The 23384-nt window shown below is 69.9% G+C and carries 26 protein-coding genes; 9 read left to right on the top strand and 17 right to left on the bottom strand.

The genetic code is table 11. The features are described from left to right. From JWP28_RS11195 to JWP28_RS11185, 3 genes are all read left to right on the top strand, one after another. On the top strand, positions 1-391 hold a 391-nt coding region (locus JWP28_RS11195; protein WP_366143806.1), incomplete at its 5' end, for an aminomethyltransferase beta-barrel domain-containing protein. A gap of 38 nt (positions 392-429) precedes the next feature. After that, positions 430-621, top strand: a complete 192-nt coding sequence (locus JWP28_RS11190) for a hypothetical protein (protein WP_299542886.1) — start codon at positions 430-432, stop codon at positions 619-621. Positions 622-830: 209 nt separating this feature from the next. Beyond that, entirely contained in the window at positions 831-2024 is a 1194-nt protein-coding gene (locus JWP28_RS11185; RefSeq protein WP_299542885.1) for an acetyl-CoA C-acyltransferase, read from the top strand. Positions 2025-2183: 159 nt separating this feature from the next. Here JWP28_RS11185 and JWP28_RS11180 read toward each other — a convergent pair whose 3' ends face one another. Then, positions 2184-2786, bottom strand: coding sequence for a DUF3617 family protein (locus JWP28_RS11180; protein WP_299542883.1), 603 nt, complete (start codon positions 2784-2786; stop codon positions 2184-2186). Between the two features lie 232 nt (positions 2787-3018). On the opposite strand from JWP28_RS11180, the gene JWP28_RS11175 reads away from it, so the two are divergent. After that, entirely contained in the window at positions 3019-3285 is a 267-nt protein-coding gene (locus JWP28_RS11175) for a GNAT family N-acetyltransferase (protein ID WP_299542881.1), read from the top strand. Between the two features lie 354 nt (positions 3286-3639). Here JWP28_RS11175 and JWP28_RS11170 read toward each other — a convergent pair whose 3' ends face one another. From JWP28_RS11170 to uvrB, 6 genes are all read right to left on the bottom strand, one after another. Then, positions 3640-3921: a hypothetical protein gene (locus JWP28_RS11170; protein ID WP_299542880.1), complete on the bottom strand. Its 282-nt coding sequence runs from the start codon at positions 3919-3921 to the stop codon at positions 3640-3642. A 227-nt stretch (positions 3922-4148) separates the two neighbouring features. Then, positions 4149-4277, bottom strand: a complete 129-nt coding sequence (locus JWP28_RS11165; RefSeq protein ID WP_299542879.1) for a hypothetical protein — start codon at positions 4275-4277, stop codon at positions 4149-4151. Positions 4278-4296: 19 nt separating this feature from the next. Continuing rightward, complete coding sequence (locus JWP28_RS11160; protein ID WP_299542877.1) at positions 4297-4494, bottom strand: type II toxin-antitoxin system VapB family antitoxin; 198 nt, start codon at positions 4492-4494, stop codon at positions 4297-4299. A 51-nt stretch (positions 4495-4545) separates the two neighbouring features. Beyond that, positions 4546-5319, bottom strand: a complete 774-nt coding sequence (locus tag JWP28_RS11155; protein ID WP_299542875.1) for a DpnI domain-containing protein — start codon at positions 5317-5319, stop codon at positions 4546-4548. Between the two features lie 84 nt (positions 5320-5403). Further along, positions 5404-5622: a hypothetical protein gene (locus JWP28_RS11150; RefSeq protein WP_299542873.1), complete on the bottom strand. Its 219-nt coding sequence runs from the start codon at positions 5620-5622 to the stop codon at positions 5404-5406. A 431-nt stretch (positions 5623-6053) separates the two neighbouring features. Next, positions 6054-8297 carry an excinuclease ABC subunit UvrB gene (uvrB, locus tag JWP28_RS11145; RefSeq protein ID WP_299542871.1) on the bottom strand — a complete coding sequence of 748 codons (2244 nt, stop codon included), beginning with the start codon at positions 8295-8297 and terminating at the stop codon, positions 6054-6056. Positions 8298-8554: 257 nt separating this feature from the next. On the opposite strand from uvrB, the gene JWP28_RS11140 reads away from it, so the two are divergent. Next, positions 8555-8947, top strand: coding sequence for a hypothetical protein (locus tag JWP28_RS11140; RefSeq protein ID WP_299542870.1), 393 nt, complete (start codon positions 8555-8557; stop codon positions 8945-8947). A 50-nt stretch (positions 8948-8997) separates the two neighbouring features. Here the strand turns inward: JWP28_RS11140 and JWP28_RS11135 are convergent, their stop codons facing one another. Both JWP28_RS11135 and JWP28_RS11130 read right to left on the bottom strand, forming a co-directional pair. Then, a complete protein-coding gene (locus JWP28_RS11135; RefSeq protein ID WP_299542868.1) occupies positions 8998-9912 on the bottom strand; it encodes an alpha/beta hydrolase in 915 nt (304 codons plus the stop codon). Between the two features lie 77 nt (positions 9913-9989). After that, positions 9990-10184 (bottom strand): hypothetical protein, encoded by a 195-nt coding sequence (locus tag JWP28_RS11130; protein ID WP_299542866.1) that lies wholly within the window; start codon positions 10182-10184, stop codon positions 9990-9992. A gap of 384 nt (positions 10185-10568) precedes the next feature. Here JWP28_RS11130 and JWP28_RS11125 point away from each other — a divergent pair, with 384 nt between their 5' ends. Beyond that, positions 10569-11465 carry a cell wall hydrolase gene (locus tag JWP28_RS11125; RefSeq protein WP_299542864.1) on the top strand — a complete coding sequence of 299 codons (897 nt, stop codon included), beginning with the start codon at positions 10569-10571 and terminating at the stop codon, positions 11463-11465. Here JWP28_RS11125 and JWP28_RS11120 read toward each other — a convergent pair. After that, a complete protein-coding gene (locus JWP28_RS11120) occupies positions 11462-12403 on the bottom strand; it encodes a GlxA family transcriptional regulator (protein WP_299542863.1) in 942 nt (313 codons plus the stop codon). The two genes, JWP28_RS11125 and JWP28_RS11120, sit on opposite strands and share 4 nt — an antisense overlap. Positions 12404-12565: 162 nt before the next feature. Here JWP28_RS11120 and JWP28_RS11115 point away from each other — a divergent pair, with 162 nt between their 5' ends. After that, positions 12566-13783 (top strand): PQQ-dependent sugar dehydrogenase, encoded by a 1218-nt coding sequence (locus tag JWP28_RS11115; RefSeq protein ID WP_299542862.1) that lies wholly within the window; start codon positions 12566-12568, stop codon positions 13781-13783. 268 nt (positions 13784-14051) lie between these two features. Here JWP28_RS11115 and JWP28_RS11110 read toward each other — a convergent pair whose 3' ends face one another. From JWP28_RS11110 to JWP28_RS11090, 5 genes are all read right to left on the bottom strand, one after another. Then, positions 14052-14270: a hypothetical protein gene (locus JWP28_RS11110; protein ID WP_299542860.1), complete on the bottom strand. Its 219-nt coding sequence runs from the start codon at positions 14268-14270 to the stop codon at positions 14052-14054. Positions 14271-14330: 60 nt separating this feature from the next. Next, a complete protein-coding gene (gene nadC / locus JWP28_RS11105; RefSeq protein ID WP_299542858.1) occupies positions 14331-15176 on the bottom strand; it encodes a carboxylating nicotinate-nucleotide diphosphorylase in 846 nt (281 codons plus the stop codon). After that, positions 15173-16699, bottom strand: a complete 1527-nt coding sequence (locus tag JWP28_RS11100) for an L-aspartate oxidase (protein WP_299542856.1) — start codon at positions 16697-16699, stop codon at positions 15173-15175. Before JWP28_RS11100 ends, nadC begins: the two co-directional genes overlap by 4 nt. Beyond that, the gene (gene nadA / locus JWP28_RS11095; RefSeq protein WP_299542854.1) at positions 16699-17784 is read right to left on the bottom strand and encodes a quinolinate synthase NadA; all 1086 of its coding nucleotides are present in this window, start codon (positions 17782-17784) and stop codon (positions 16699-16701) included. Before nadA ends, JWP28_RS11100 begins: the two co-directional genes overlap by 1 nt. A gap of 322 nt (positions 17785-18106) precedes the next feature. Further along, positions 18107-20098, bottom strand: coding sequence for an ATP-binding protein (locus JWP28_RS11090; protein ID WP_299542852.1), 1992 nt, complete (start codon positions 20096-20098; stop codon positions 18107-18109). A gap of 551 nt (positions 20099-20649) precedes the next feature. Here JWP28_RS11090 and JWP28_RS11085 point away from each other — a divergent pair. Then, positions 20650-21528, top strand: a complete 879-nt coding sequence (locus tag JWP28_RS11085; RefSeq protein WP_299542850.1) for a cell wall hydrolase — start codon at positions 20650-20652, stop codon at positions 21526-21528. Here the strand turns inward: JWP28_RS11085 and JWP28_RS11080 are convergent. Then, on the bottom strand, positions 21523-22026 hold the full coding sequence (locus JWP28_RS11080) for an N-acetyltransferase (protein ID WP_299542848.1): 504 nt from the start codon (positions 22024-22026) through the stop codon (positions 21523-21525). The genes JWP28_RS11085 and JWP28_RS11080 overlap by 6 nt on opposite strands. A gap of 9 nt (positions 22027-22035) precedes the next feature. Continuing rightward, complete coding sequence (trxB, locus tag JWP28_RS11075) at positions 22036-23049, bottom strand: thioredoxin-disulfide reductase (RefSeq protein WP_299542846.1); 1014 nt, start codon at positions 23047-23049, stop codon at positions 22036-22038. Positions 23050-23083: 34 nt separating this feature from the next. Here trxB and JWP28_RS11070 point away from each other — a divergent pair, with 34 nt between their 5' ends. Continuing rightward, on the top strand, positions 23084-23281 hold the full coding sequence (locus JWP28_RS11070) for a hypothetical protein (RefSeq protein ID WP_299542844.1): 198 nt from the start codon (positions 23084-23086) through the stop codon (positions 23279-23281). Positions 23282-23384: the final 103 nt, after the last annotated feature.

The following is a 23384-nucleotide window of genomic DNA, read 5'->3' as shown; positions in this document are numbered from 1 at the left end:
CACCATCGGCCAGCGCCGCGGCCTAAACGTCGCCGTGGGTGATCCGCTGTTCGTGGTGCGCATCGACGCCGACAGCCGCCAGGTGGTGGTGGGCCCGCGCGAGGCCCTGCTGACCGCCAGCCTGACGCTGAAGGAAACCAACTGGGTCGGCGACGCCGTCTCCATCGAGGCCGCCTGCGAAGCCGGGCGCCCGGTCCTGGCCCGCGTCCGCTCCACCCGCGAGCCGGCGCCCGGCCGCCTGGCCCGCCTCGACGGCCGGCCCGCGGTGGTGTTCGACGCCCCGGAAGAAGGCGTCGCCCCCGGCCAGGCCTGCGCCCTCTACGCCCCGGAAGCCGACAGCCGCGTGCTCGGCGGCGGCTTCATCGCCGGCACGGTGCGGGCGAACCTCTGAGCGCGCTTGGGGGTTTAGCTCCGCAAAGGAGACACCCCATGGCCAGCTCGAAGAAGTGGATCGCCGGCGCCACCAAGAAGAAGGGCGCCCTGCACGAGGCCCTGCACGTCCCCAAGGACGAGAAGATCCCCGCCGCCAAGCTGCACGCCGCCGCCAAGAAAGGCGGCAAGGTCGGCAGGGAAGCGCGGCCCGCCGAGACGCTGAAGGGGCTCAGTCACAAGCACAGCTAAGCAGCGTCCTTCTCCCCTTGTGGGAGAAGGTGTCGCCCGAAGGGTGACGGATGTGGGGTTTTGCTCCGCTCTCCGCGCCATACGGAAATCAGATCGGATAGGGCTTTCGACCCCACATCCGACCTGCTTCGCAGGCCACCTTCTCCCACAAGGGGAGAAGGCCCACCGGGGGTGACACCCGCCGCTTCGGACGCCTATATCCCCGCCTCATGACCAGCACCGCCTCCGACCCCGTCGTCATCGCCTCTTACGCCCGCACGCCCATGGGCGGCTTCCAGGGTGTCTTCGCCCCCGTCAAGGCCACCGAACTGGGCGCCGCCGCCGTGCGCGCCGCGGTCGAGCGCTCGGGCGCGGCGCCGGACGCGGTTCAGCAGATCGTCATGGGCTGCGTGCTGTCCGCGGGCCTCGGCCAGGCGCCGGCCCGCCAGGCGGCGATCGGCGCCGGGCTTCCGAAATCCGTCGAGGCCACCACGGTCAACAAGATGTGCGGCTCGGGCATGCAGGCCGCGATCCTGGCGCACGACGCGCTGGCCGCCGGCTCCGTCGACGTGATCGTCGCGGGCGGCATGGAGAGCATGACCAACGCGCCGTACCTGCTGAAGAACCACCGCGCCGGCGCCCGCATCGGCCACGACACCGCTTTCGACCACATGTACCTGGACGGCCTCGAGGACGCCTACGAGCCCGGCCGCCTGATGGGCTCCTTCGCCGAGGAGACCGCCAGGCAGTACCAGTTCACCCGCGAGGCCATGGACGAGTTCGCCATCGGCTCCCTGACCCGCGCCAAGGCCGCCACCGAGAGCGGCGCCTTCAAGCGCGAGATCGTCGCCTTCGAGGTGGTCACCCGCAAGGGCGCGGTGCTGATCGAGGACGACGAGCAGCCGATGAAGGCCGATCCCGCCAAGATCCCCACGCTGAAGCCCGCCTTCGCCAAGGACGGCGCGATCACCGCCGCCAACGCCAGCTCGATCAGCGACGGCGCCGCGGCCCTGGTGATGACCCGCGAGAGAGTCGACCGGAAGCTCGGCATGACCATCGTCGCCCGCGTCGCCGCCCACGCCGCCCACGCCCACGAGCCCGCCCTGTTCACCACCGCCCCGGTCCCCGCCATCCGGAAGGTGCTGCAGCGCGCCGGCTGGAGCGTCGACGACGTCGACCTGTTCGAGGTCAACGAGGCCTTCGCCGTGGTCGCCATGATCGCCGAGCGCGACCTCGGCATCGACCGCGCCAAGCTCAACGTCAACGGCGGCGCCTGCGCGCTCGGCCACCCCATCGGCGCCAGCGGCGCGCGCATCCTCGCCACCCTGCTCAGCGCCCTCGAAACCCGCGGCGGCAAGAAGGGCGTCGCCGCCCTCTGCATCGGCGGCGGCGAAGCGACCGCGATGGCGGTGGAGCTGGTTTGATCAGTTGCTCCCCCCTTGGGGGAGCTGTCAGCCCCCGGGACCGGCGAAGCCGGCCCGAGGATAAACTCAGCTGACTGAGGGGGGCCTCAACTGTCTGAGCGGCCCCCCCTCCAGCCCTTCGGGCCACCTCCCCTAAAGGGGGAGGAACTAGCGCTCCCCTTACTTCCCGTCCTTCATCCCCTTGCCCGTCCCCATCTCGGCCAGGTTCATCTTCACACCGCCGGGCAGTTGCATGTCGCCGGGCTTCATGTCGGCGGGGCAGGGGCCCTGCCAGGCGGCGTCGAGGGACATCTTGTGCACGCCGTTGGCCTGCGGCATCGGCCCGCCGGTGGTCGTCGAGGTCGCCTCCACCTTGTAGTGCGAGCCGAAGTCGCCGCTCGCCATGCCGTCCGAGGTGACGGTGCCGCCCGACGGTGAGGCGCAGACCGAGTGGAAGGCCCAGCCGCCGCCCGCACTCGGGGTGATCGTCTGCTGCGCGCAGGTCTGCTTGCCGGTCTGAGCGCCCGACCATGCCAGCTGCTTTTCCGTCGCCGCGTCGAGACAGAGTTTGGTGGTCTGCTGCATCCCCGCCGTCGAGATGGTCTGCGCCCACAGCCCCGGCTTGCGCGGCGGCGGGGTCGAGGGGCCCGTCGAGACCTCGGGCGCGGTCGCCGCAGCGGGCGCGGCCGTCCCGGTCGCCGCCGCCGTCTCGGTCGTTGTCTTCTTTTGGCACGCCATCAGCGCCAGCAGCGCCACGGCCGAAATCGCGATCGCGTGTTTCATCTTGAACCTCCCGATCCAAAGCCCAGTTTGGAGGCACGCTAGTGTCCCGATTCCGAAGTTCGCAAGCGCTTGCGGGTGGCTTTGGCGAACTTCGGAATCGATCAGGACACTATCAAGTCCATGTTTCTAGTGTGCTATTTGGATTTGAAGATCGCTCGGCGGGTGGCCCGTGAATGCGGCGAACTTCAAATCCAGCACACTAGCCGCGATCCAGCAACAGGAGAACCGGGTCATGTCCCACCTCCGCGACAACGGCGCCCGCTACGAGATGGACGAACAGGGGATGACCTCCTGGGCCGACTACCGCCGTTCGGGCGACCGCCTCTACATCGACCACGTCGAGGCCCCGCCGCCGCTGCGCGGCACCGGCGCCGCCGGCCGCCTGATGGCCGCGCTCGCCGCCGACGCCCGCGCCCACAACCTGCGCATCACCCCGATCTGCGGCTACGCGGCGGCCTGGCTGAAGCGCAGCAAGGAGTTCCGGGACCTGGTGGGGTAATCCCCCAATTCCTCCCCCTCTGGGGGAGGTGGCGCGAAGCGCCGGAGGGGGTCCGCTCAAACCTTCGGTCATCAATCAGCGCTGACCTCCGGGGGACCCCCTCAGTCAGCGGAGTTTATCCTCGGGCCGGCTTCGCCGGTCCCGGGGGCTGACAGCTCCCCCAGAGGGGGAGCAACTAGCTCTGCTGTGATTATCCTTACAAAACGCGGTTAACCGCGGTGTCCACTCCGGAGGATCCTCGACGGAGGAGGGGACCAGCGCCCCTCGTCGGACCGTGCGCGGGTCAAGGCCCACGCCCAAGGCCGCCGGCCGGCGCCCGCCCCAGCACGGGCGAGCCGGCCGCGGTCGGAGCCGCTACTGGCGGGCGGCGATGGCTTCCAGGGTCTGGACGCGCGCGTCTGCGTCTTCGACGAAGCGGCGGGCCAGGTCGCGGATGCCGGGCGGATAGGCGTCGCCGCCGTCCGCGATCTCGGCCGCGATGGCCTCGGCGTGCATGATCGCCGCCGACAGGGCGTGGACGTGGTCCTTGGCCAGCTGCTTGGCTTCCGCCTGCAGCCGGCGCACGCGCTCGGCGACGGTTTCGGTTCTGGCGCTCTTCAGGTCGTTGTCGGCGACCACGCTGAGTGACGGTGACATACGGTAATGCCTCAAAATGACTTCCCCAGGTTCTTCTTACCGCCCGCGGCTCACCACGAGCCGCTCGAAAGACGGTCGGCCTGTTGTCTCGGTTACGTACAGAAACAGCACAGGTTCCCTGTCCACTGCATGAACGGGACCGGTGAATCCGAAGGTGGGGATTCAGGGCCACAGAGGGAAGTGACCCGAGTCACATAAAACCTGTGCCGTAATGGAAAGACTGTGGATCAGCTGGGGGCGAGGCGGTCGGCCACCGCCTGAAGCCTGCGGTCGCGGGTGCGCAGCGTCGCCTCCGGCGTCAGCCGCACCGAAGCCGGCAGGGCCGCGTCCACATAGCCGAGGCCCAGCCCATCCACAGCGAAATGCCGGCCAGGATCAGCGAACGCCCGACCGGCGCCGCCGAACCGGCTTCAGCTGCAGCTGGCTGCCGCCCAGCCGAGCCAGCCGCCGCGCACTCTCCCGCTGGATCAGCGCCACCAGGGCTTCGCGGATCAGGGCGGATGTCTCTTTCAGGCCCGTGAGCTCCTGAGCGTCCGCGAGGAGATCGTCGTCAAGGGTGAGGGTGGTGCGCATGGGCGAGAACCGTGGTGAGGCACGGATTGCGACATCAAATGGTGCGGAATTCTATCCCATCACATCCTCAATCAGGCCTACCGCTCTTCGAAGCGACATAATGGGGCCGTCAGCGTTGCGCCGATCAGTCCTCACGATAGTTCGAGTCGTTCCCATCCCTCGACCACTCGGCGCGAACTGCTTCCCGCTCTTCGAGCGTGATGAGTTGAAGTTTGGACTCTTTCTCGGCGCGAAACACTCGAGAGAGGATTTCGGATCGAGCGACCAAACGAAAGGGTCCGAGCCCTTCCTTGCCGGAACGCCGTATTGCGCAACGGTAGCCTGGATCATTCCGAATGGTGAGCAACCACTCGCGAAAGTCGAGGAGAGGTTGTTGCAGCCGATCCAGCCGGCGCGGCGGGCGGTGTCGGCGAGGGGTTTGCGCTGCTCGATGATGTCGGGCGTGAAGAAGTGCTTGGGGATGACCATCAGGTCGGTGGCGCTCAGCGCGGCGGCGTCATAGGTCAGCAGCAGGAAGTTGGGGTTGTTGCGCTGCGCCAGGCGCTCGCGCATCGCGCCATAGGCGCCGTCGACCACCTTGCGCCCGAACCGGCCCTTAGTGCTCTTCAGCTCGTACTCCTCGCGGCAGACCGCGCAGTAGAAGTCGGCGACCTTGCTGTTGTTGGCGAACTGGCCGAGCCCGCGCTCGCCGCAGTTCGGGCAGAACAGCCAGTTCAGCGCCCAGCGCTCCGTCGTCACCCGGGCCTTCTGCAACGCGCTCTCGAAATGCGCCGGCGCCTCCTCGAAGCCGAGCGGCCGGCCGAAATCGTCGTCCTCGCCCTGCATGCCGCCGCCCGAGTCGCCCGCGATGCGGCGGAGTGTGACGGTGAGGGGTGATGCGATCCTTAAGGCTGGCCGAGGCCTGCGGCGTCAGAAGTCGCCGCACTCCGAGCCCGCGATCTCCGAGCCATCCTTGTTGAGCGCGATGTAGGAGGTCGCGTCGAACTCCTGGTCGCCGTCGCGCTCCCACTCGTAGGAACCGGGGTCGTCACGCGCCAGGGCCGTGGCCTCCGCGGCGCTGGCCGCCTCGACGTCGGTCACATAGTCGACGAAGGCGTCCTTGCGGCACAGCACCTTGAACACCGGCATCGGGCCTCCCTTCGATACGCGAAACGGCCCCCGGGCCGAAAAAATTGGACATCCGCGGCAACTTGCGGCACCGTGAACAAAATAGCAACATCTGCCGCTCTTTCACAAGTGAATCTGCACGCGAACGCAAATGCCGAAATGCGCGTAAGCGGGCGCGCGCCGCAGACGCCTTCGCGCTCTGGGACGGATCGACGTTCACGGGGACGACGGTCGTTGCTCATCGCCCTCCTCCTCGATGGAGGAGGGTTGGTGGTGGTGTGCCCCCTGCGGTCAAGCAGACGGAGCGAGTCGGCGCCGGCGCCCTGCTGAGTCCCCTGCATCACCTCGGTGCTCACACCACCATCCCCCGCCCTTCCTCCATCGAGGAGGAAGGGGGCTCGAAGAACGTTGGAATAGAGAGCTGAATGCCGATTGGCCTTAAAGCGCCGCCCCTACCGCTGCCGGCCTTTGCGAAACCGCTCCGCCGCCTCCGCCCGCGCCTCGGACTTCACCCGCCGCACCGCCTCCCGGTCCACCGCCTCGCCGGGCGCCGTCAGGGCGTCGTTGGCGAATTCCAGGTCCAGCAGCTTCAGGCGCTTGATCTCGTCGCGCAGGCGGGCGGCTTCCTCGAATTCCAGGTTGGAGGCCGCGGCGCGCATGCGGCCTTCCAGGTCGCGCAGCGTCGCCTTGAAGTTGTCGCCCATGAACGGCTTGCCGCCGGCCTCGGCCACGCCCACCGGCACGGTGACGCGGTCCTTCTCGTAGGGCGAGGCCAGGATGTCCTTGATGCGGCTCTTGATGCTGGTGGCGGTGATGCCGTGGAGGGTGTTGTACTCCTCCTGCTTCTCGCGCCGCCGCTTGGTCTCGGCCATGGCGCGTTCCATGGAGCCGGTGACGCTGTCGGCGTAGAGGATCACCCGGCCGTCGACGTTGCGGGCGGCGCGGCCGATGGTCTGGATCAGGCTGGTCTCCGAGCGCAGGAAGCCCTCCTTGTCGGCGTCGAGGATGGCCACCAGGCCGCACTCGGGGATGTCCAGGCCCTCGCGCAACAGGTTAATGCCGACCAGCGCGTCGAAGGCGCCCAGGCGCAGGTCGCGGATGATCTCGATGCGCTCCAGGGTGTCGACGTCGGAGTGCAGGTAGCGCACGCGCAGCCCCTGCTCGTGCATGTACTCCGTCAGGTCCTCGGCCATCTTCTTGGTCAGCACGGTGATCAGGCTGCGGTAGCCCTGGGCGGTGACCTGGCGCACCTGGTCGAACACGTCGTCCACCTGGCTGAAGCCGTCCTTGCTGACCGGCTTGAACTCGACGGGCGGGTCGATGAGGCCGGTGGGGCGGATCACCAGCTCGGTGAAGACGCCGCCGGTGCGGTCCATCTCCCAGGGGCCGGGGGTGGCCGAGACGTGCACCGTGTCCGGCCGCATGGCGTCCCACTCCTCGAACTTGAGCGGGCGGTTGTCCATCGCCGAGGGCAGGCGGAAGCCGTATTCGGCCAGGGTGAACTTGCGCCGGTAGTCGCCGCGGTACATGCCGCCGATCTGCGGCACGGTCTGGTGGCTCTCGTCGACGAACAAGAGCGCATTTTCCGGGATGTATTCGAAGAAGGTCGGCGGCGGCTCGCCCTGCCGGCGGCCGGTCAGGTAGCGGCTGTAGTTCTCGATGCCGGCGCAGGAGCCGGTCGCCTGGATCATCTCCAGGTCGAAGGTGGTGCGCTGCTCCAGCCGCTGGGCTTCCAAGAGCTTGCCGTTGGCCACCAGCCAGTCGAGCCGCTCCTTGAGCTCGTCCTTGATCTGGCCGATCGCCTGGTTGAGCGTCGGGCGCGGCGTCACATAGTGGCTGTTGGCGTAGATCTTCACGCCCTTCAGGTCGGCGGTCTTGCGGCCGGTCAGCGGGTCGAACTCGGTGATCGTCTCGATGGTGTCGCCGAACAGGCTGATCCGCCAGGCGCGGTCTTCGTAGTGGGCCGGGAAGATCTCGATGGTGTCGCCGCGCCGGCGGAAGGTGCCGCGCTCGAAGGCCTGGTCGTTGCGCTTGTACTGCTGGGCCACCAGGTCGCCCATCAGCTTGCGCTCGTCGAGCTGCTGGCCGGGCTCCAGGGTGAAGGTCATGGCCGTGTAGGTCTCGACCGAGCCGATGCCGTAGATGCAGGAGACGGAGGCCACCACGATCACGTCGTCGCGCTCCAGGATCGCCCGCGTCGCCGAGTGGCGCATGCGGTCGATCTGCTCGTTTATGGAGCTGTCCTTCTCGATGTAGGTGTCGGTGCGCGGGACATAGGCCTCGGGCTGGTAGTAGTCGTAGTAGGAGACGAAGAACTCGACCGCGTTCTCCGGGAAGAAGCTTTTGAACTCGCTGTAGAGCTGGGCGGCCAGCGTCTTGTTGGGAGCCAGGATCAGCGCCGGGCGCTGGGTCTCCTCGATCACCTTGGCCATGGTGAAGGTCTTGCCGGAGCCGGTGACGCCCAGCAGCACCTGGTCGTGCTCGCGCTGGTTGACGTTGGCCACCAACTCCGGGATCGCGGTCAACTGGTCGCCGGCCGGCTGGTAGTCGCTGACCAGCTTGAACCTGCGCCCGCCCTCGGACTTGTCGGGCCTCGCCGGCCTGTGGGGCTTCCACAGCAGCGGCATGGTGTTCTCGTCGTAGTCGAACGTCGCCGACATGTCGGCCACGCCGGCGGAAGAGGGAGAACGGGCCATGAACCACAAGGTAGGTTTTCTACCCGCTCAACGCCACCCCGCGGAACCCGGCTGCTGACAGCGGGTTGGCAGCATCTTTTCCCTTCCCCCGGTACGGGGGAAATGTCGCCAATGGCGAAGCCGGGCGACAATGGGGGAAGTCTTTTCTGCCGATCCACTTCCCCATCGACCCGCGAGCTTCGCTCTTGGGGATGGTTTGCCCCGTACCGGGGGAAGACGCATTGTTCTCGTCAACAAGGCGAGCAGCGGAGCAAAGAATGCCCAAAGACCACCTCGACGCCGAAGCCGTCCGCGCCGCGCAAGGCGTGCTCGACGCCTTCATGGCCGCGTTCAACGCCCGCGACATCCCGGCCTTCGAGGCGACCTTCAACTTCCCGAGCGTGCGGCTGGCCAGCCAAGGGCTGGTGATCCTCAACGCCGGCGACATGAAGGCCGAGCGCTTCACCACCGGCGCGCTGGCCGAATGGGACCACTCCGCCTGGGACCGCCGCGAGGTGATCCACGCCGGCCCCGACAAGGTGCACATCGACACCCGCTTCACCCGCTACCGCAAGGACGGCTCGGTGATCGGCGGCTTCGATTCCATCTACGTCATCACCCGCCAGGACGGCCACTGGGGCGTGAAGATCAGGTCCAGCTACGCGCCCTGATTTCAGATGCTCACCCCTCAGCGCGCGACGCGCGCTGGTGGAGGATTTGGTCACCGCCGCGCGTTCAGCCAGTCCTTGATGGTGCGATCCACCAGGGCTTCGGCGTCGTGCTGCACGAAGTGGCCGGCGCCGGGGATCATCAGGATGGTGGTGTCGGCGGTGACGTGCTCCCAGGCGCCGTTGTGGCCGGCGGCGTTCAGCGCGGTGTCCTTCATGCCGTGGATGATCAGCACCGGGACCTTGATCGGCGGGAAGCTCGGCGGCGGGCCGGCGGCGTCGCCGACACCCTTGGGATAGTTGGCGCGGTAGTAGTTCATCATCGCGCCGAAGTCGGAGCGCTTGAAGGCCTCGACGTAGCCGGGCTTCTCCTTGGCGTCCTTCACCCAGCCGGCCAGCCCTTCGGCGGTCAGCAGCTTCTCGGAGCCTTCCTTCTGGAAGTTGCGGGCGTAGTTTGAGCCTTCTTGCTGGGCCTTGTTGGTGGCCAGCTCGCGGGCCATGCCGGCCGGGTGCGGCACCGACAGGATGATCAGCCTGTTGACCACCTCGGGCCGGCTCATCGCCACGTTCCAGGCGATCGCCGCGCCCCAGTCGTGGCCGATGACCACGGCGTCCTTCTGCCCCTCGGCGGCGATCACCGCGGCCACGTCGCCCACCAGGTTGGGCATGGCGTAGGCGGCTTCCCCCTTGGGCTGGCCGGAGAGGTTGTAGCCGCGGTTGTCCATCGCCGCGGTGCGGTAGCCGGCGGCGCTCAGCGTCGCCATCAGCGGCTTCCAGGTCGCCCAGTAGTCGGGGAAGCCGTGGATCAGCACCACCAGCGGCCCCTTGCCTTCGACGACGTAGTGGATCTTCACCGCGCCGTTCTGGGCGAAGCGGTCCTGGAGCTTGGCGGCCGGGGTCGCGGCCTGGGCGGCGAATGCGATCGTCATCGCCATGGCGACCGCGCCGGCGAGGGTGAACTTGCGCATGCTTGAGGCCTCCCGTTTCGGAGAGACCATAGCACCGCTTACGCCGTAAGCGAGGTTCCCGGCGGACGAGGCCGGTCCTAGTGCTTCTTGGAGTCGTCCTCCATGTGGCCCACCACGGCGCCGGCCGCGCCGCCGACCGCCGCGCCGACCGGGCCGGCGACGACCGCGCCTCCGACCGCGCCGCTGGCGGCCTTCTGTTCGGTTGTGTGGCCGCAGGCCGCGAGGCCCGCGAACGCGCCCGCGACGACGAGCAGTTTGAGCGTCTTGCGCATTGTTATTCTCCAGTCCGGTCAAACCCGGAACATCGGTCAGTCAAACGGAACGGCGCCGCTTGCGGTTCCCGGATAGGCCGAGGTTCGCCGGAGAGCTGCCGCACTTAACCCTTTCACGCCCGACGTGAATAACTCCCCGGACGCGTGTGTTTTCATGTTGCGGCGCAATATAGACTTGCCAAGCGGACCGAATTTGTTCATACAGCCTTCACCATTTGCCGTCGCTTGCCCCCATCGAGTCCCGGGGCGGGCCAGCCAGCGGTCACTGCCAGCAAGAGCAGGGGCGATCGCGGCGACAATGTCGGGGGGCAGTTCGCCCTCGCCGTGTAGGACACGTTCGTTTTGACATCAGGAACGCAGGCGCGCGCCGATTGGCGTGGGCTGTTGAGCGCCGCTTTGATTGGCTCCGGCATCGGGCTGGGCCTTGGCGCGAGCTATCTCTTGGCGGGCGTGGCTGACACTGCCGCCGACCACAACCAGCCCGCGCGGATCGCGGAAGCGGCCGGCGGCGACTTGCCGGAAACCATGTTGCAGCGCGGAACGGAGCGGCTGGAATCGGCGTCGGCCGGACCGCCGAGCGACTCGGCTGCCGGGTCCGTCGCGCGCCGTGTGCAGGCTCGTCCCGCGCGCGACCTCGACTGCCTGACCGACGCCGTCTACTTCGAGGCCCGGGGCGAGACCCCGCGTGGCCAGGCGGCCGTCGCCCAGGTGGTGATGAACCGCGTCGCCAACCCGAAATTCCCCAAGACCGTGTGCGGCGTGGTGTTCCAGGGCGCTGCGACCCACGGCTGCCAGTTCAGCTTCGCCTGCGACGGCTCCATGCGGCGCAGCCGCGAGGCGGCTGCCTGGACCCGCGCCCGCCGCATCGCCGAGCGCGCGCTGTCCGGCGTGGCGCTGGGCGACATCGGCAAGGCGACCCACTTCCACACCACCGGCGTCCAGCCCGACTGGGGGCCGCAGATGCTGCGCGTCGCCCAGGTCGGCCTGCACGTCTTCTATCGCTTCAACCCCCACGCCTCGGCCCTGCAGCCGGAGGATCGCGCGGTGTTCGCGAGCCTGCCGATGGGCCCGGCCTCGAACCTCCGTCTGGCGAGCGCGGTGCTGGAGAAGACCGCCGACGCGACGGTGGCGGCCAGCGGCCTCGCGCCGCAGCAGCCTGCGCCGCCTCCGGCGGACGCCAAGGCCGCACCGCCTGCGAAGCCGCCCGAGCCGGCCGCCAGCCTGACCAAGGCCTCCGAGCCCGCCGGCCCGTCGCGAGCTGCCGAGGCCGCCGTCTCCTAAGCCCGCGCCGCACGCCGCAGGGCCTGCGGCGGTTGCCCGAAGGCCCGCAGGAAGGCCCGGCGCATGCGTTCGGGGTCGCGGAAGCCCGCGGCCTCGGCGACCCGGTCGATCGGCTCGTGGCCGGACTCGACCCGCGCCCGGGCGGCCTCCAGGCGCAGGCGCTCGACCGCCTTGGCGGGGGTGACGCCGGTCTCGGCGGTGAAGGCGCGGGCGAAGTGGCGCGGGCTCATGGCGGCCTGGTCCGCCAGGCGCTCGACGCCGAGCGGCTCGGCGAGCCGCTCGCGCATCCAGTCCATCAGGCCGGCGAACCGCCCATGGACGCCGCCCATGTCGAGCAGCGCCGAGAACTGCGACTGGCCGCCGGGCCGGCGCTGGTGGACCACCAGCTGCTGGGCGGTCTGCTTGGCGACCGCCCCGCCCAGGTCGTCCTCGATCAGCGCCAGCGCCAGATCGATGCCGGCGGTGATGCCGGCCGAGGTCCACACCTCCCCTTGGCGCACGAAGATCCGGTCGGGCTCCATCCTGATCCTCGGATAGCGCCGGGCGAAGTCGTCGGAGCGGCTCCAGTGCGTCGTCGCGCGCTTGCCGTCCAGCAGGCCGGCTTCCGCGAGCAGATAGGCGCCGGAGCAGACGCTGGCGGTCCGCCGGATGCTGGGCGCGCGGCGCTTCAGCCAGGCCACCGGCGCCGCCAGGTTCGCCAGGTTGCGCGTTCCGTTGCCGCCGGAGACCACGACGGTGTCGTAGGCCGCCTCGTCGAGCGGCTGAGCGACCAGCCGCGCGCCGGACGAGCTCGCCACCTGGCCGCCGCCCGCCGCCAGCACCTCCAGCGAATAGGCGTCGCGCGAAATCCGGCCGGCGATCTCGAACGCCGCGATGGGGCCCGTCGCGTCCAGGATCTGGAAGTCCGGGAAGATCACGACGCCGATCTTGCGTGTCATGGCAGGTTCCGAGGGAAAGGTATTATTTCGGCCGCACGCTAGACGCGGGATCATGCCGGTGTCAAATCCACGAAGAGGCGCCGTGAGCCAGCCTGCGGTCTTCCGACCGAGCCCAGCACGCGATAGGCAGGGCGTCGTGCGAACGACACCCGGGAGACTGTGATGGACGCCAAGCTGGGGGCGGTTGTGGCCGCCGGTCTCGCCCTGGCGCTCGCGGCTCCGGGCCACGCTCAGCCGCTGCCGCCCACCAACGCCAACGAGATGCGTGCGCCGAACGGCAAGGGCCAGCGGCCGGCCTTTCCCGGCCAGACCCGCGCGCCCGTGGACGCCAAGGGCGTGGCCTATGCGGTAACGCCGTGGGCCACCGGACTTGATTACCCTTGGGCGCTGGCCTTCCTGCCCGATGGCCGCGGACTCGTCACCGAGCGGCCCGGCCGCCTGCGCTATGTGGCCAGGGACGGCAAGCTGTCGGCGCCGATCGCAGGCGTCCCCGCCGTCGTGGCGGAGCAACAGGGCGGCCTGCTGGACGTGGCGCTTGATCCGAAGTTCGCCGCCAACCGCCGCATCTACCTGACCTATCTGGAGCCGCGGGGCGGCGGGATGTCCGGCATCGCCGTCGCCCGCGCCGAGCTGAATGGCCCGGCGCTCGCCAACCTCAAGGTGATTTTCCGCGCCGAGCCGGCTCAGGCCGATCCCAAGAACGTGGGCTCGCGCATCGCTTTCGCCCCCGACGGAACCATGTTCGTCTCGATCGGCGACCGCTTCGAGTCCATGGCCCAGGCCCAGGACCTCGGCAGCGACCTCGGCAAGATCGTCCGCATCGACACCGAGGGCCGGCCGGCCGCGGGCAACCCCTTCGTCGGCAGGGCCGGGGCCCGGCCGGAGATCTGGAGCTACGGCCACCGCAACCCCGAGGCCCTGGCGATCGACCCGCGCACCGGCGCGCTCTGGGAGGTCGAGCACGGCGCTCGGGGCGGCGACGAGGTCGACATCGCCGCCAAGGGCAGGAACTACGGCTGGCCGGTGATCACCTACGGCATCGACTATTCCGGCGCGCCGATCGGCGCCGGCATCACCCAGAAGCCCGGTCTCGAGCAGCCGCTCTACTACTGGGACCCGGTGATCGCGCCCTCCGCCATGATGTTCTACACCGGCGACGGCTTCCCCGCCTGGAAGGGCAGCCTGTTCGTGGGCGGCCTGCAGGCCCAGGCGCTCGTGCGCCTGACGCTGAACGGAGACAGGATCGCGGGCGAGGAAAGGCTGTTGAAGGAGAAGCAGATCTACCAGCGCATCCGCGACGTACGGCAGGGGCCGGACGGCCTGATCTATGTCCTGACCGACGCCCCGGCAGGCGTCATCTATCGCCTCTCGCCGCAGTAGCGCCAAGTCCGACGCGCCTTAGGGCCGGCGGGCCTCCTAAGGCTTGGCGCGCTGGCGGGAATTCTCTTGCGTGTCGCGCTTGGCCTTCACGTCATGGCCGTGGTGACGGTCGCGCTCGCCGCCGCCGCCCGAGACCTGGCTGAAAGGGGTGTTGGCGGGTTCGCCCGGCGCACGCGGGTCGCACTTCGGCGGCTCGGGCTTGGTGCGGTCTTCGTGGCTGGAGCCGGGGCCGCCCCAACGGTGGGTGTTGGGATGCTTGGCGGGGATGTCAGCGGTCCTGAACCTTCCAGTGCACCGTATCGACGTTCTGGTAACGGTCGCCGTAGCGTCCCTGCAGCTTGAGGTTCACGTCTGCGTCGCCCGGTTCGTTCGACTGGACCCCGTCATGGAGGTCGCGGCGGTCATGCTTGCCGTCGTCGAGTTTCGCCCTGCCGCGGCCGCGGGGCGGCCGTTGCTCGCGTGGGATGGGTGGAGCTTTCGAAGCCATGGATTCGTCCTCCTGGGTTCCGGAGGTCAACCGCGCCCGGACACGGGCGGTTCCTAAGGCTCAGGCCGCGTCCAGGCCGATGTCGAGCACGCTGGCCGAGTGGGTGAGGGCGCCGACGCTGATCACGTCCACCCCGGTCTCGGCGATGGCGCGCACGGTTTCGAGGTTGGCCCCGCCGGAGGCTTCCAGCACCGCGCGGCCGGCGGCGCGGCGCACCGCCTCGGCCAGGTCCGCGAGGCTGAAGTTGTCCAGCATCACCACGTCGGGGCCGTACTTCAGCGCCTCCTCGAGCTGGCCCAGGCCGTCGATCTCGACCTCGACCTTCATCAGGTGGCCGGCCGCGGCCTTCGCGCGTCGCACCGCCTCGCCGACCGAGCCGCAGGCCGCGATGTGGTTGTCCTTGATCAGGATCGCGTCATCGAGACCGAAGCGGTGGTTCACCCCGCCGCCGCAGCGCACGGCGTACTTCTCCAGGGCGCGCAGGCCGGGCGTGGTCTTGCGGGTGTCGACGATCGCGGCCCCGCTCCCCTCGACCGCATCCACATAGGCCCGCGTCAAGGTGGCGATGCCCGACAGCCGGCCCAGCAGGTTGAGGCCGGTGCGCTCGGCGGCCAGCAGGGCGCGCGCGTTGGCGTCCACCCAGGCCAGTTTGCCGCCCGGGCCGACGCGGGTCCCGTCCTCGACCGCAGATTTGAAATCGGCCGACGGATCGAGCTCGGCGATCGCCAGGCGCGCGCAGGCCAGGCCGGAGACCACGCCGGCCTTGCGCGAGACGAACACGGCGCGCAGCCGAGCGTCCGCCGGGACGCAAGCCTGGGAGGTGACGTCGCCGGCCCGGCCGAGGTCCTCGGCGAGGGCGGCGCGGACGACAGGGGCGATCAGCAGATCGGGCAAGGGCTCGATCATTCGGCGGCGAACTTCCAGGCGTCGGCGCCGACGAGGTCGGACCAGCGGACGAAGGTCCGTCGCGGAACGGCGTCGCCCTCCGCGGCGTCGGAGCGGAAATGGCCGCCGCGGCTCTCGGTCCTCGCGAGCGCGCAGGCCGCGACCATCCGCGCCGCGACGAGCGCGGGGGCGCGCCCGTGGATCGCCTCCAGGCCGTCGATTTCCTCCAGCAGGCGCTGCAGGCCTTCGGCCGAGCGCACCACGCCCGCATCGCGGCTCATCCCGTGGCGCAGGCTCTGCAATGCCGGTTCGGGAAGCTCCGGCGCGACCAGGCGGACCATCCGCCCAGGCTCCGGCTCCGCCCCGCCGGCCGCCGCGCGTCCGGCCCGCGCGCCGAACACGGCCGCTTCCAGCAGCGAATTGGACGCCAGGCGGTTGGCGCCGTGCACGCCGGTCGAGGCGCATTCGCCGGCGGCGTAGAGGCCGGGGAGGGAGGTGCGCCCGTCCGCGTCGGTGGCGACCCCGCCCATGTGGTAATGGCAGGCCGGCGCTACCGGGATCGGTTGGGTGCGCGGATCGAGGCCGCCTGCCAGACAGGCGGCGAACACCGCCGGAAATTCCTCGGGGAAGCGCGCGCCCACCGCCTCGCGGGCGTCCAGGAATGCGCCGCGGCCGGCTTCGCGCTCGGCGTGGATGGCGCGCGCCACCACGTCGCGCGGCGCGAGCTCGGCGTCAGGGTGATAGCGGGCCATGAACCGCGCGCCGGACGCATCAACCAGCACCGCGCCTTCCCCGCGCAGGGCCTCGGTGGCCAGCGGCGCGGGATCGCGGCCGATGTCGATGGCGGTGGGATGGAACTGCACGAACTCCGGGTCGGCGATCACCGCTCCGGCCAGGGCGGCCAGACCCAGGCCCTCGCCCCGCAGCTCGGCCGGCGTCGTGGTGACGGCGTAGAGCCCGCCGATGCCGCCGGTGGCCAGGATCGTCGCCGGCGCGATGATCTCGACGAGCGCGCCCTCGTGCTCGGCGACGACTCCGCGCACACCGCCCGAGGCGTCCTGCAGCAGGCCGCGCAGCCGGTGACCGGTCCGGACCTCGATGTGCGGGGCCGCCAGGACCGCGACCGCGACGGCGTCCATGATCGCAGCCCCCGCCTGGTCGCCCTTCACCCGCGCCACGCGAGGCCGCGAGTGCGCCGCCTCCAGGCTCTGCGAGAAGCCGCCCTCAACCGTGCGGTCGAACGGCGCACCGAGCGCGGCCAGCGCGCGCACTGCCGCCGGGCCTTCCTCGGTCAGGATGCGGGCCATGGCCGGATCAACCAGGCCCGCGCCGGCAGCGACGGTGTCCGCCGCGTGCTGCGCGGCGCTGTCGCCCTCGGCGAGCGCCGCCGCCATCCCGCCCTGCGCCCAGGCCGACGAGCAGCCCCGGTTCAGCGGCGCGTCGGTCAGCACCAGCACCTTGCGCGGCGCGGCGGCCAGGGCGGCGCTGAGCCCCGCCAGGCCCGCGCCCACCACCAGGACCCCGTCATGGGCCAGCCGGCGCATCAGATCAGCTCCACGTCGACGTGGTGGCGCGCCTTGACGAGGTCGTAGCGGGCAGGGTTGGCCGGCGGCGGCAGGTCGACCATCCGCTGCACCGCCAGGCGGGCGCGTTCAGCGACGCCAGGGTCGACCGTCACCTCGTGGCGGCCGTGCAGCAGCGCTTCGTAGATGTTCTCCAGCGTGATCCGCTGCATGTGCGGGCAGAGGACGCAGGGCCGTACGAACTCGGTGTCGACCGCGTCGGCCGCGACATTGTCGGCCATCGAGCATTCGGTGATCAGCACGACGCGCTTGGGTTTGCGGGTGAGGACATAGTCGTTCATCGCCGCCGTCGAGCCCGCGAAGTCGGCGACTGCCAGCACCTCGGCCGGGCATTCCGGGTGGGCCAGCACCTCGGCGTCCGGATAGGCTTCCTTGATCTCCAGGATGTCGGCGGCGGTGAAGCGCTCGTGCACCTCGCAGCGGCCCTTCCAGGCGATGATCTTGATGTCCGTCTGGCGCGCGACGTTGCGGGCCAGGAATTCGTCGGGGATCAGGATCACCCGGTCGACGCCCCACATCCGGGCGGCTTCCTCGACCACCTGCACGGCGTTGGCGCTGGTGCAGCAGATGTCGGTCTCCGCCTTCACCTCGGCGGTGGTGTTGACGTAGGTCACCACCGGCACGCCCGGATAGCGCTGCTTGATCAGCCGCACGTCTGCCCCGGTGATCGAGGCCGCCAGCGAGCAGCCGGCCCTGAGGTCAGGGATCAGCACGGTCTTCTCCGGCGACAGGATCTTCGAGGTCTCGGCCATGAAGTGGACGCCGGCCTGCACGATCATCTTCGCCTTCGACCGGGCGGCTTCCTTGGCCAGGCCCAGGCTGTCGCCGACATAGTCGCCGACCCCGTGGAAGATCTCCGGCGTCATGTAGTTGTGCGCCAGGATCACCGCGTCCTTCTCGGCCTTCAGCCGGTTGATCGCCGCGATCAGCGGGGCCCGCCCGCGCCACTCCATCGGCGTGACGTGGCGTTTGACCTTTTCCCAGACCGGGGCGGTCTGCGCCTCGACCTCGGGCGTGAAGGCGAACTGGAACCTATCGGCGGCCATGCCAAGCTCCTTATGCTCAAATTGAGCATTTCTTCGGCCTAAAAAGACGCCAGAGGACGCTTTCCTTCCGGGCCTTCCCTGGCGTCAGTTATGCTCAATCCGAGCATAACCGGTAGGCGACATATAGACCCCTCCGGGCTTTTCGCAAGTCACGGAATCGCTAGTGTCCCGATTCCGAAGTTCGCAAGCGCTTGCGGCTGCCTTCGGCGAACTTCGGAATCGATGAGGACACTAGCAAGTATATGTTTCTAGTGTGCTTTATTGGATTTGAAGTTCGCTCAGCGTTTGGCGCGTGAATGTGGCGAACTTCAAATCCAGCACGCTAGACAGCCTCCGGCGCCTTGCCCATCACCGCCTCGATCACCGCCGCCAGGGCCTCGGCGGGGTAGGGCTTGGCGAGCAGCGGCCAGGGGGCGTCGGCCGCCGCGCCCAGGGTTTCGCCGGTATAGCCGGAGGTGAGGATCACCGGCAGGCCGGGCCGCAGCGCCACCGCCTGGTGCGCCAGCTCCACGCCGTTCATGCCCCCCGGCATGATCAGGTCGGTGAGCATCAGGTCGATCCGTTCGCGGCGCTTGAGGATCGACAGCGCCGGCGCCGCGGCCTCGGCGCGCAGCACCTCGTGGCCGAGGTCGGTCAGCATGGCCTCGACCATCTCCCCCACGCTATCGTCGTCCTCCACCAGGAGCACCCGGCGGGTGGGGCCCTGCCGCGGCGCCGTCGCCTCGGGCGCGGCCTGCGCGCTTTCACTCCTCGCGTCGGCGAGCGGTAGGTAGACCCGCACCGTGGCGCCCTTGCCCGGCGCGCTCTCCACGACCGCCGCGCCGCCGCTCTGGCGGGCGAAGCCATAGACCTGGCTGAGGCCGAGGCCGGTGCCGCGGCCTGGCCCCTTGGTGGTGAAAAAGGGCTCGAACACCCGGGCGACGGTCTCCGGGTCCATGCCCGCGCCGGTGTCGTGCACCGAGACGCAGAGGTATTCGCCGGGCGGCGCGTCCTCCGCCTCACCGGCCTTCAGGGTGCAGAGCTGTGTCTCCACCCGTATCCCGCCGCCGGGCGGAGTGGCGTCGCGGGCGTTGACCACCAGGTTCATCACCGCGGCCTCGAATTGGCTGGGATCGACGCGGCTCACCGCTCCGGGGGCGCCAGGCGACACCGCCAGCGTCACCGCCTCGCCGACGGCCCGGCGCAGCAGGGGCTCACTCTCGGCCAGGATGTCGTCGACCTGGACCAGTTCCGGCTTCAGGGCCTGGCGGCGCGAGAAGGCGAGGAGTTGGTGGGTCAGCCGCTCGCCGCGCCGGGCCGCCCCCTGCGCCGCCTCGATCATCCGCTCGCGCCGGGCCGCGTCGTCCGGATGGCGCTGGATGAGGTCGAGCGCCCCGGTGATCACCGTCAAAAGGTTGTTGAAGTCGTGGGCGACCCCGCCGGTCAGCTGGCCCACCGCCTCCATCTTCTGCACCCGGCGCAGCGCCGCCTCCGCCTGGTCGCGTTCCGCAAGCGCCGCGTCCACCCGCTCGGCCAGGAGGTCGTTGATCCGCTTGAGGTCGGCTTCAGCCCGCTTGGCGTCGCTGATGTCGTAGCCGACGCCGATGTAGCCGGCGAGCTCGCCGCTCGGCAGGTACCGCCGCTGGGACACCGAGCGGATCCAGGGGTACTCGCCGTCGCTGCGCCGGTATCGCGCCTCCCAGATGACGTCGCCACTGGTGGCCAGGCTCTCGGCCCCCTGGGCTTCGATGCGTTGCTTGTCGTCGGGATGAATCACGCTGCGCCAGTCGACGCCGAGCGCCGCCTCGAAGTCGAGACCCAGGAACTCCTGATAGGTGCGGTTCACGAATTCCTGGGCGCCGTCGAGGCTCGAAACCCACATCAGCACTGGCGCGCTGTCCGCCAGGATGCGGAACCGCGCCTCGGTGGCGATCAGGTCCGCCTGCACCTCGGCCTCGGCCGCCTTGGCCTCGTCGAGCCGCAACAGGGTCTCGCGCAGGGCCGCGGCGACCAGCACCGTGGCGGCGCTGGAGAGCGCGAACTGGAACATCACCGCGTCGCGGGACGCTCCCGGCGCGATCGCGGTCGTGCCGAAATAGCCGGCCAGCATGGCGACGGCCAGCGAGGCCCAGCCCCAGCGCGGGCCTGCGTAGAGCGTCGCCACGATGAAGGCCGGGAAATAGGTGGCCGAGAGCCCGGTCGCGTTGTCGAAGCCCAGCAGCAGTCCACGGATCAGCATCGCGGCGGCGAAGGCCGCCAGGGTGATCAGGGCGGCCACCCACAGGGGCGGCGAACGTCGGGGAATGAACCGCAGGGGCCATTCGGATGGTGTCATTCGAAGGCTTCTCCGGCACGAACTCGGCAAGCTTCGCCTGCCGCGACAGAATGGGAGTGCTGGCGGCAGGGCGCAACCAGGGATATGTCCATCGGTCGCAGCGTCGGCACGTCGCAACCGCGCTCCGGCGCCGCTTGTTCATTATTTGGCCCGTTTGCGGCCCAACCTGCGCCCATGGAGGGCCTTAGGGCCCGCAGGTCAGGCTCGAACGGCGTCGAGACAGGGAAGAGGACGAGATCCGCAGGTTCTTCGACAGATGGCGCCGCGCCGGCCTGGCGACGGCCCTGGCGGCCGCTGCGCTCAGCGCCTGCGCGCCGGCGTCGAAGCATGCGCCTTCGTCGGCTGCGCCGGCCCTGGCCGCGCAGGATCTTTCCGACCCGGCGCTCATTGCAGTCACGGCCGGCTTCGATCCGGCGGTCCGTGACCTGGCCCGGCGTCACGATCCCGGCCTTCGCCGTCCCGACCTCTGGGGTCGGCCGCTGGGCTGGGCCAACCTCGACCTGCGTCAGGTTCCAGATCTGGGATTTTCGACCCAGGAAGGGGAGGGCGCCGTGGCGGTGAACAGCCTTCGGCCCTTCGCCGGCCTGCCGATCCGGCCGATGCGGCCCTTCGTGCTGAAGGCCGACGCCGACGACCGCGCGCGGGCGCTGAACTGCATGACCCAGGCGATCTACTACGAGGCCGCCCGGGAGCCGGTCCGCGGCCAACAGGCGGTGGCCCAGGTGGTGCTGAACCGCGTCCGCCATCCGGCCTACCCGAAATCGATCTGCGCCGTGGTCTACCAGGGGGCCGCCCGGCCGACCGGCTGCCAGTTCACCTTCACCTGCGACGGGGCGCTCCGGTGGGCGCCGCAGGCCGCCCTTTGGCGCCAGGCCCAGGACGTGGCCAGGCGTTCGCTCGCGGGCTTCGTCGACAGGGAGGTCGGCTCGGCCACCCACTATCACGCGGCCTATGTGCTTCCCTATTGGGCCCCGACGCTCGTCAAGATGACCCAGGTCGGCCAGCACATCTTCTACCGCTGGACCGGCCCCTGGGGCGAGCCGCCGGCGTTCAGCGGCCGCTACGCCGGCCGCGAGGCGGACCTGTCGCCGGAACTGCTGGCCAGCGTCGACGCCCGCACCCAGGGCCTCCTCTCGCCGCGGGGCGCGGCGGCGCATCAGATCACGCTGGCGGTCGCCGGTGAGGTGCGCACCTACAACGTCGTCGATCCCGCAGCGCCCGGCGGCGAGCGTACGCGGGTGCTCGGAACCCTCTACGCCCCCCGGCGCCAGCCCACGCCCGACGAGGTGAAGCGCATCAACGACAGCCTGGCGACGATGGAGCGCGGCGTGGACGCCCCGTCGCCCTCCGCTCCGGCTCCCGCCCCCGCCCAGGCCAAGCCCGGTCCCAAGGCCGAGGCGCAGGGCGCGGCCGTCCTGCCGGGCCTATAGCGGTCCTGAAGGCGCGCCGGCGAAGGCGTCCGGATAGCTGACGCTCATGGCGCCCGCGAAGCCGTCGTCCTCCAGCGCCAGCGCCTGGAAGGCGGCCAGCCCGCGGTAGGCCGCGCTGACCTCCCGGGCGGCGTCCGCCGAGAAGCCGAAGCGGCCGTAGTAGGCCGGGTCGCCCAGCACCAGGACGCCGTGGCAGCCGAACTCGCGCGCGGTATCCAGGCTGGCGCGGACCAGCGCCGAGCCCAGGCCGCCCTTCTGCCGGCCGGGATGCACGGCCAGGGGCGCCAGGGCCGCATAGAGCTCCCGCCGATCGACCCAGAGGCGGCTTAGCAGGACGTGGCCCACGACTTGGCCGGCCTCCTCGGCGACGAGTTCGAACATCACGTCCTCGTCGGCGCGCAGCCGACCCACCAGGCTGCCTTCGTCGGCGCGCCCAAAAGCGGCCCGCAGCACCGCGTCGATGGCGGCGTGGTCGGCAGGCTTGGCGTAGCGGATCATCCGCCGAGCTTACCAGACGCCGATCTTCTCGGCCTCGTGGTGGCTGATCGGGTGGTGGGCCTTGCGGTGGTCTTCCTCGGCAAGGAAGCGCACGGCCTCGAGCGCCGCCATGCAGCCCATGCCGGCCGCGGTCACCGCCTGGCGATAGATGTCGTCGGTGACGTCGCCGGCCGCGTAGACGCCCTCGATGGCGGTCGAGGCCGTGCCCGGCTTCACCTGCAGGTAGCCCGAGGCGTCCATCTCGAGTTGGCCCTTGAACAGCTCGGAGGCCGGCGCGTGGCCGATGGCGATGAACACGCCGTCGCAGGCGATCAGCTGGGTCTCACCGGAGGTGACGTCCTTCAGCCGCACGCCGGTGACGCCGATCGGGTCGGTCGCGCCGACCACCTCGTCGACGACCGCGTTCCAGACCACGTCGATCTTGGGGTTGGTGAACAGCCGTTCTTGCAGGATCTTCTCGGCGCGGAACTCATCCTTGCGGTGCACGACGGTGACCTTCGAGGCGAAGTTGGTCAGGAACAGCGCCTCCTCGACCGCGGTGTTGCCGCCGCCCACCACCACGACCTCCTTGCCGCGGTAGAAGAAGCCGTCGCAGGTGGCGCAGGCCGAAACCCCGAAGCCCTGGAATTTCTGCTCGGAGGGGATGCCCAGCCACTTGGCCTGCGCCCCGGTGGCGATGATCAGGGTTTCGGCGAGCCAGACCTGGCCGGAATCCGTGGTCAGCCGGAACGGCCGCTGCGACAGGTCGGCGCTCAAAACGATGTCGTTGATGACCTCCGTCCCGACATGCGCGGCCTGGGCCTGCATCTGCTCCATCAGCCAGGGCCCCTGGATCACGTCGGCGAAGCCCGGGTAGTTCTCCACGTCGGTAGTGATGGTCAGCTGGCCGCCAGGCTGGATTCCCTGGATCAGCACGGGGTTCAACAGGGCGCGCGCGGCATAGACCGCGGCGGTGTAGCCGGCCGGGCCTGACCCGACGATCAGGCAGCGGACGGAGCGGGGTTCGGAACGATCTTTGGCCATCGCCGTAATGTAGGTGCGATTCTGGAGCTGTGCGATGCAAGACGAACTGAAGACGGCCGGCGTAGTCGGGCTGGTGGGCGCAGCGTTGGGGGCCGGCGTCGCCCTCGGCCTGGGCCTGCGCCTGTTCTCGGCCGTGGCCATGGTCGGGCTGGGCACGGGGATCGCGCTGGGAATCGTGGCCGGCGCCAAACCCAAGGCGCTCAGCGCCGAAGCCAGCCCGCCGCTGCTTTGAGCGCGACCTAGGCGCGACTCCCGCTGCGGAGTATGTTGTGCGCCATGAGCGAACTCCTGCAACGGATCACGATCGAGGAAGGCAAGCTGGGTGGGCGCCCGTG

It is taken from the genome of Phenylobacterium sp. (assembly GCF_028290885.1).
Lineage (GTDB): Bacteria > Pseudomonadota > Alphaproteobacteria > Caulobacterales > Caulobacteraceae > Phenylobacterium.
The sequence above is the reverse complement of the archived record's forward strand: the minus strand, read 5'-3'. Positions and strand labels throughout refer to the sequence as shown.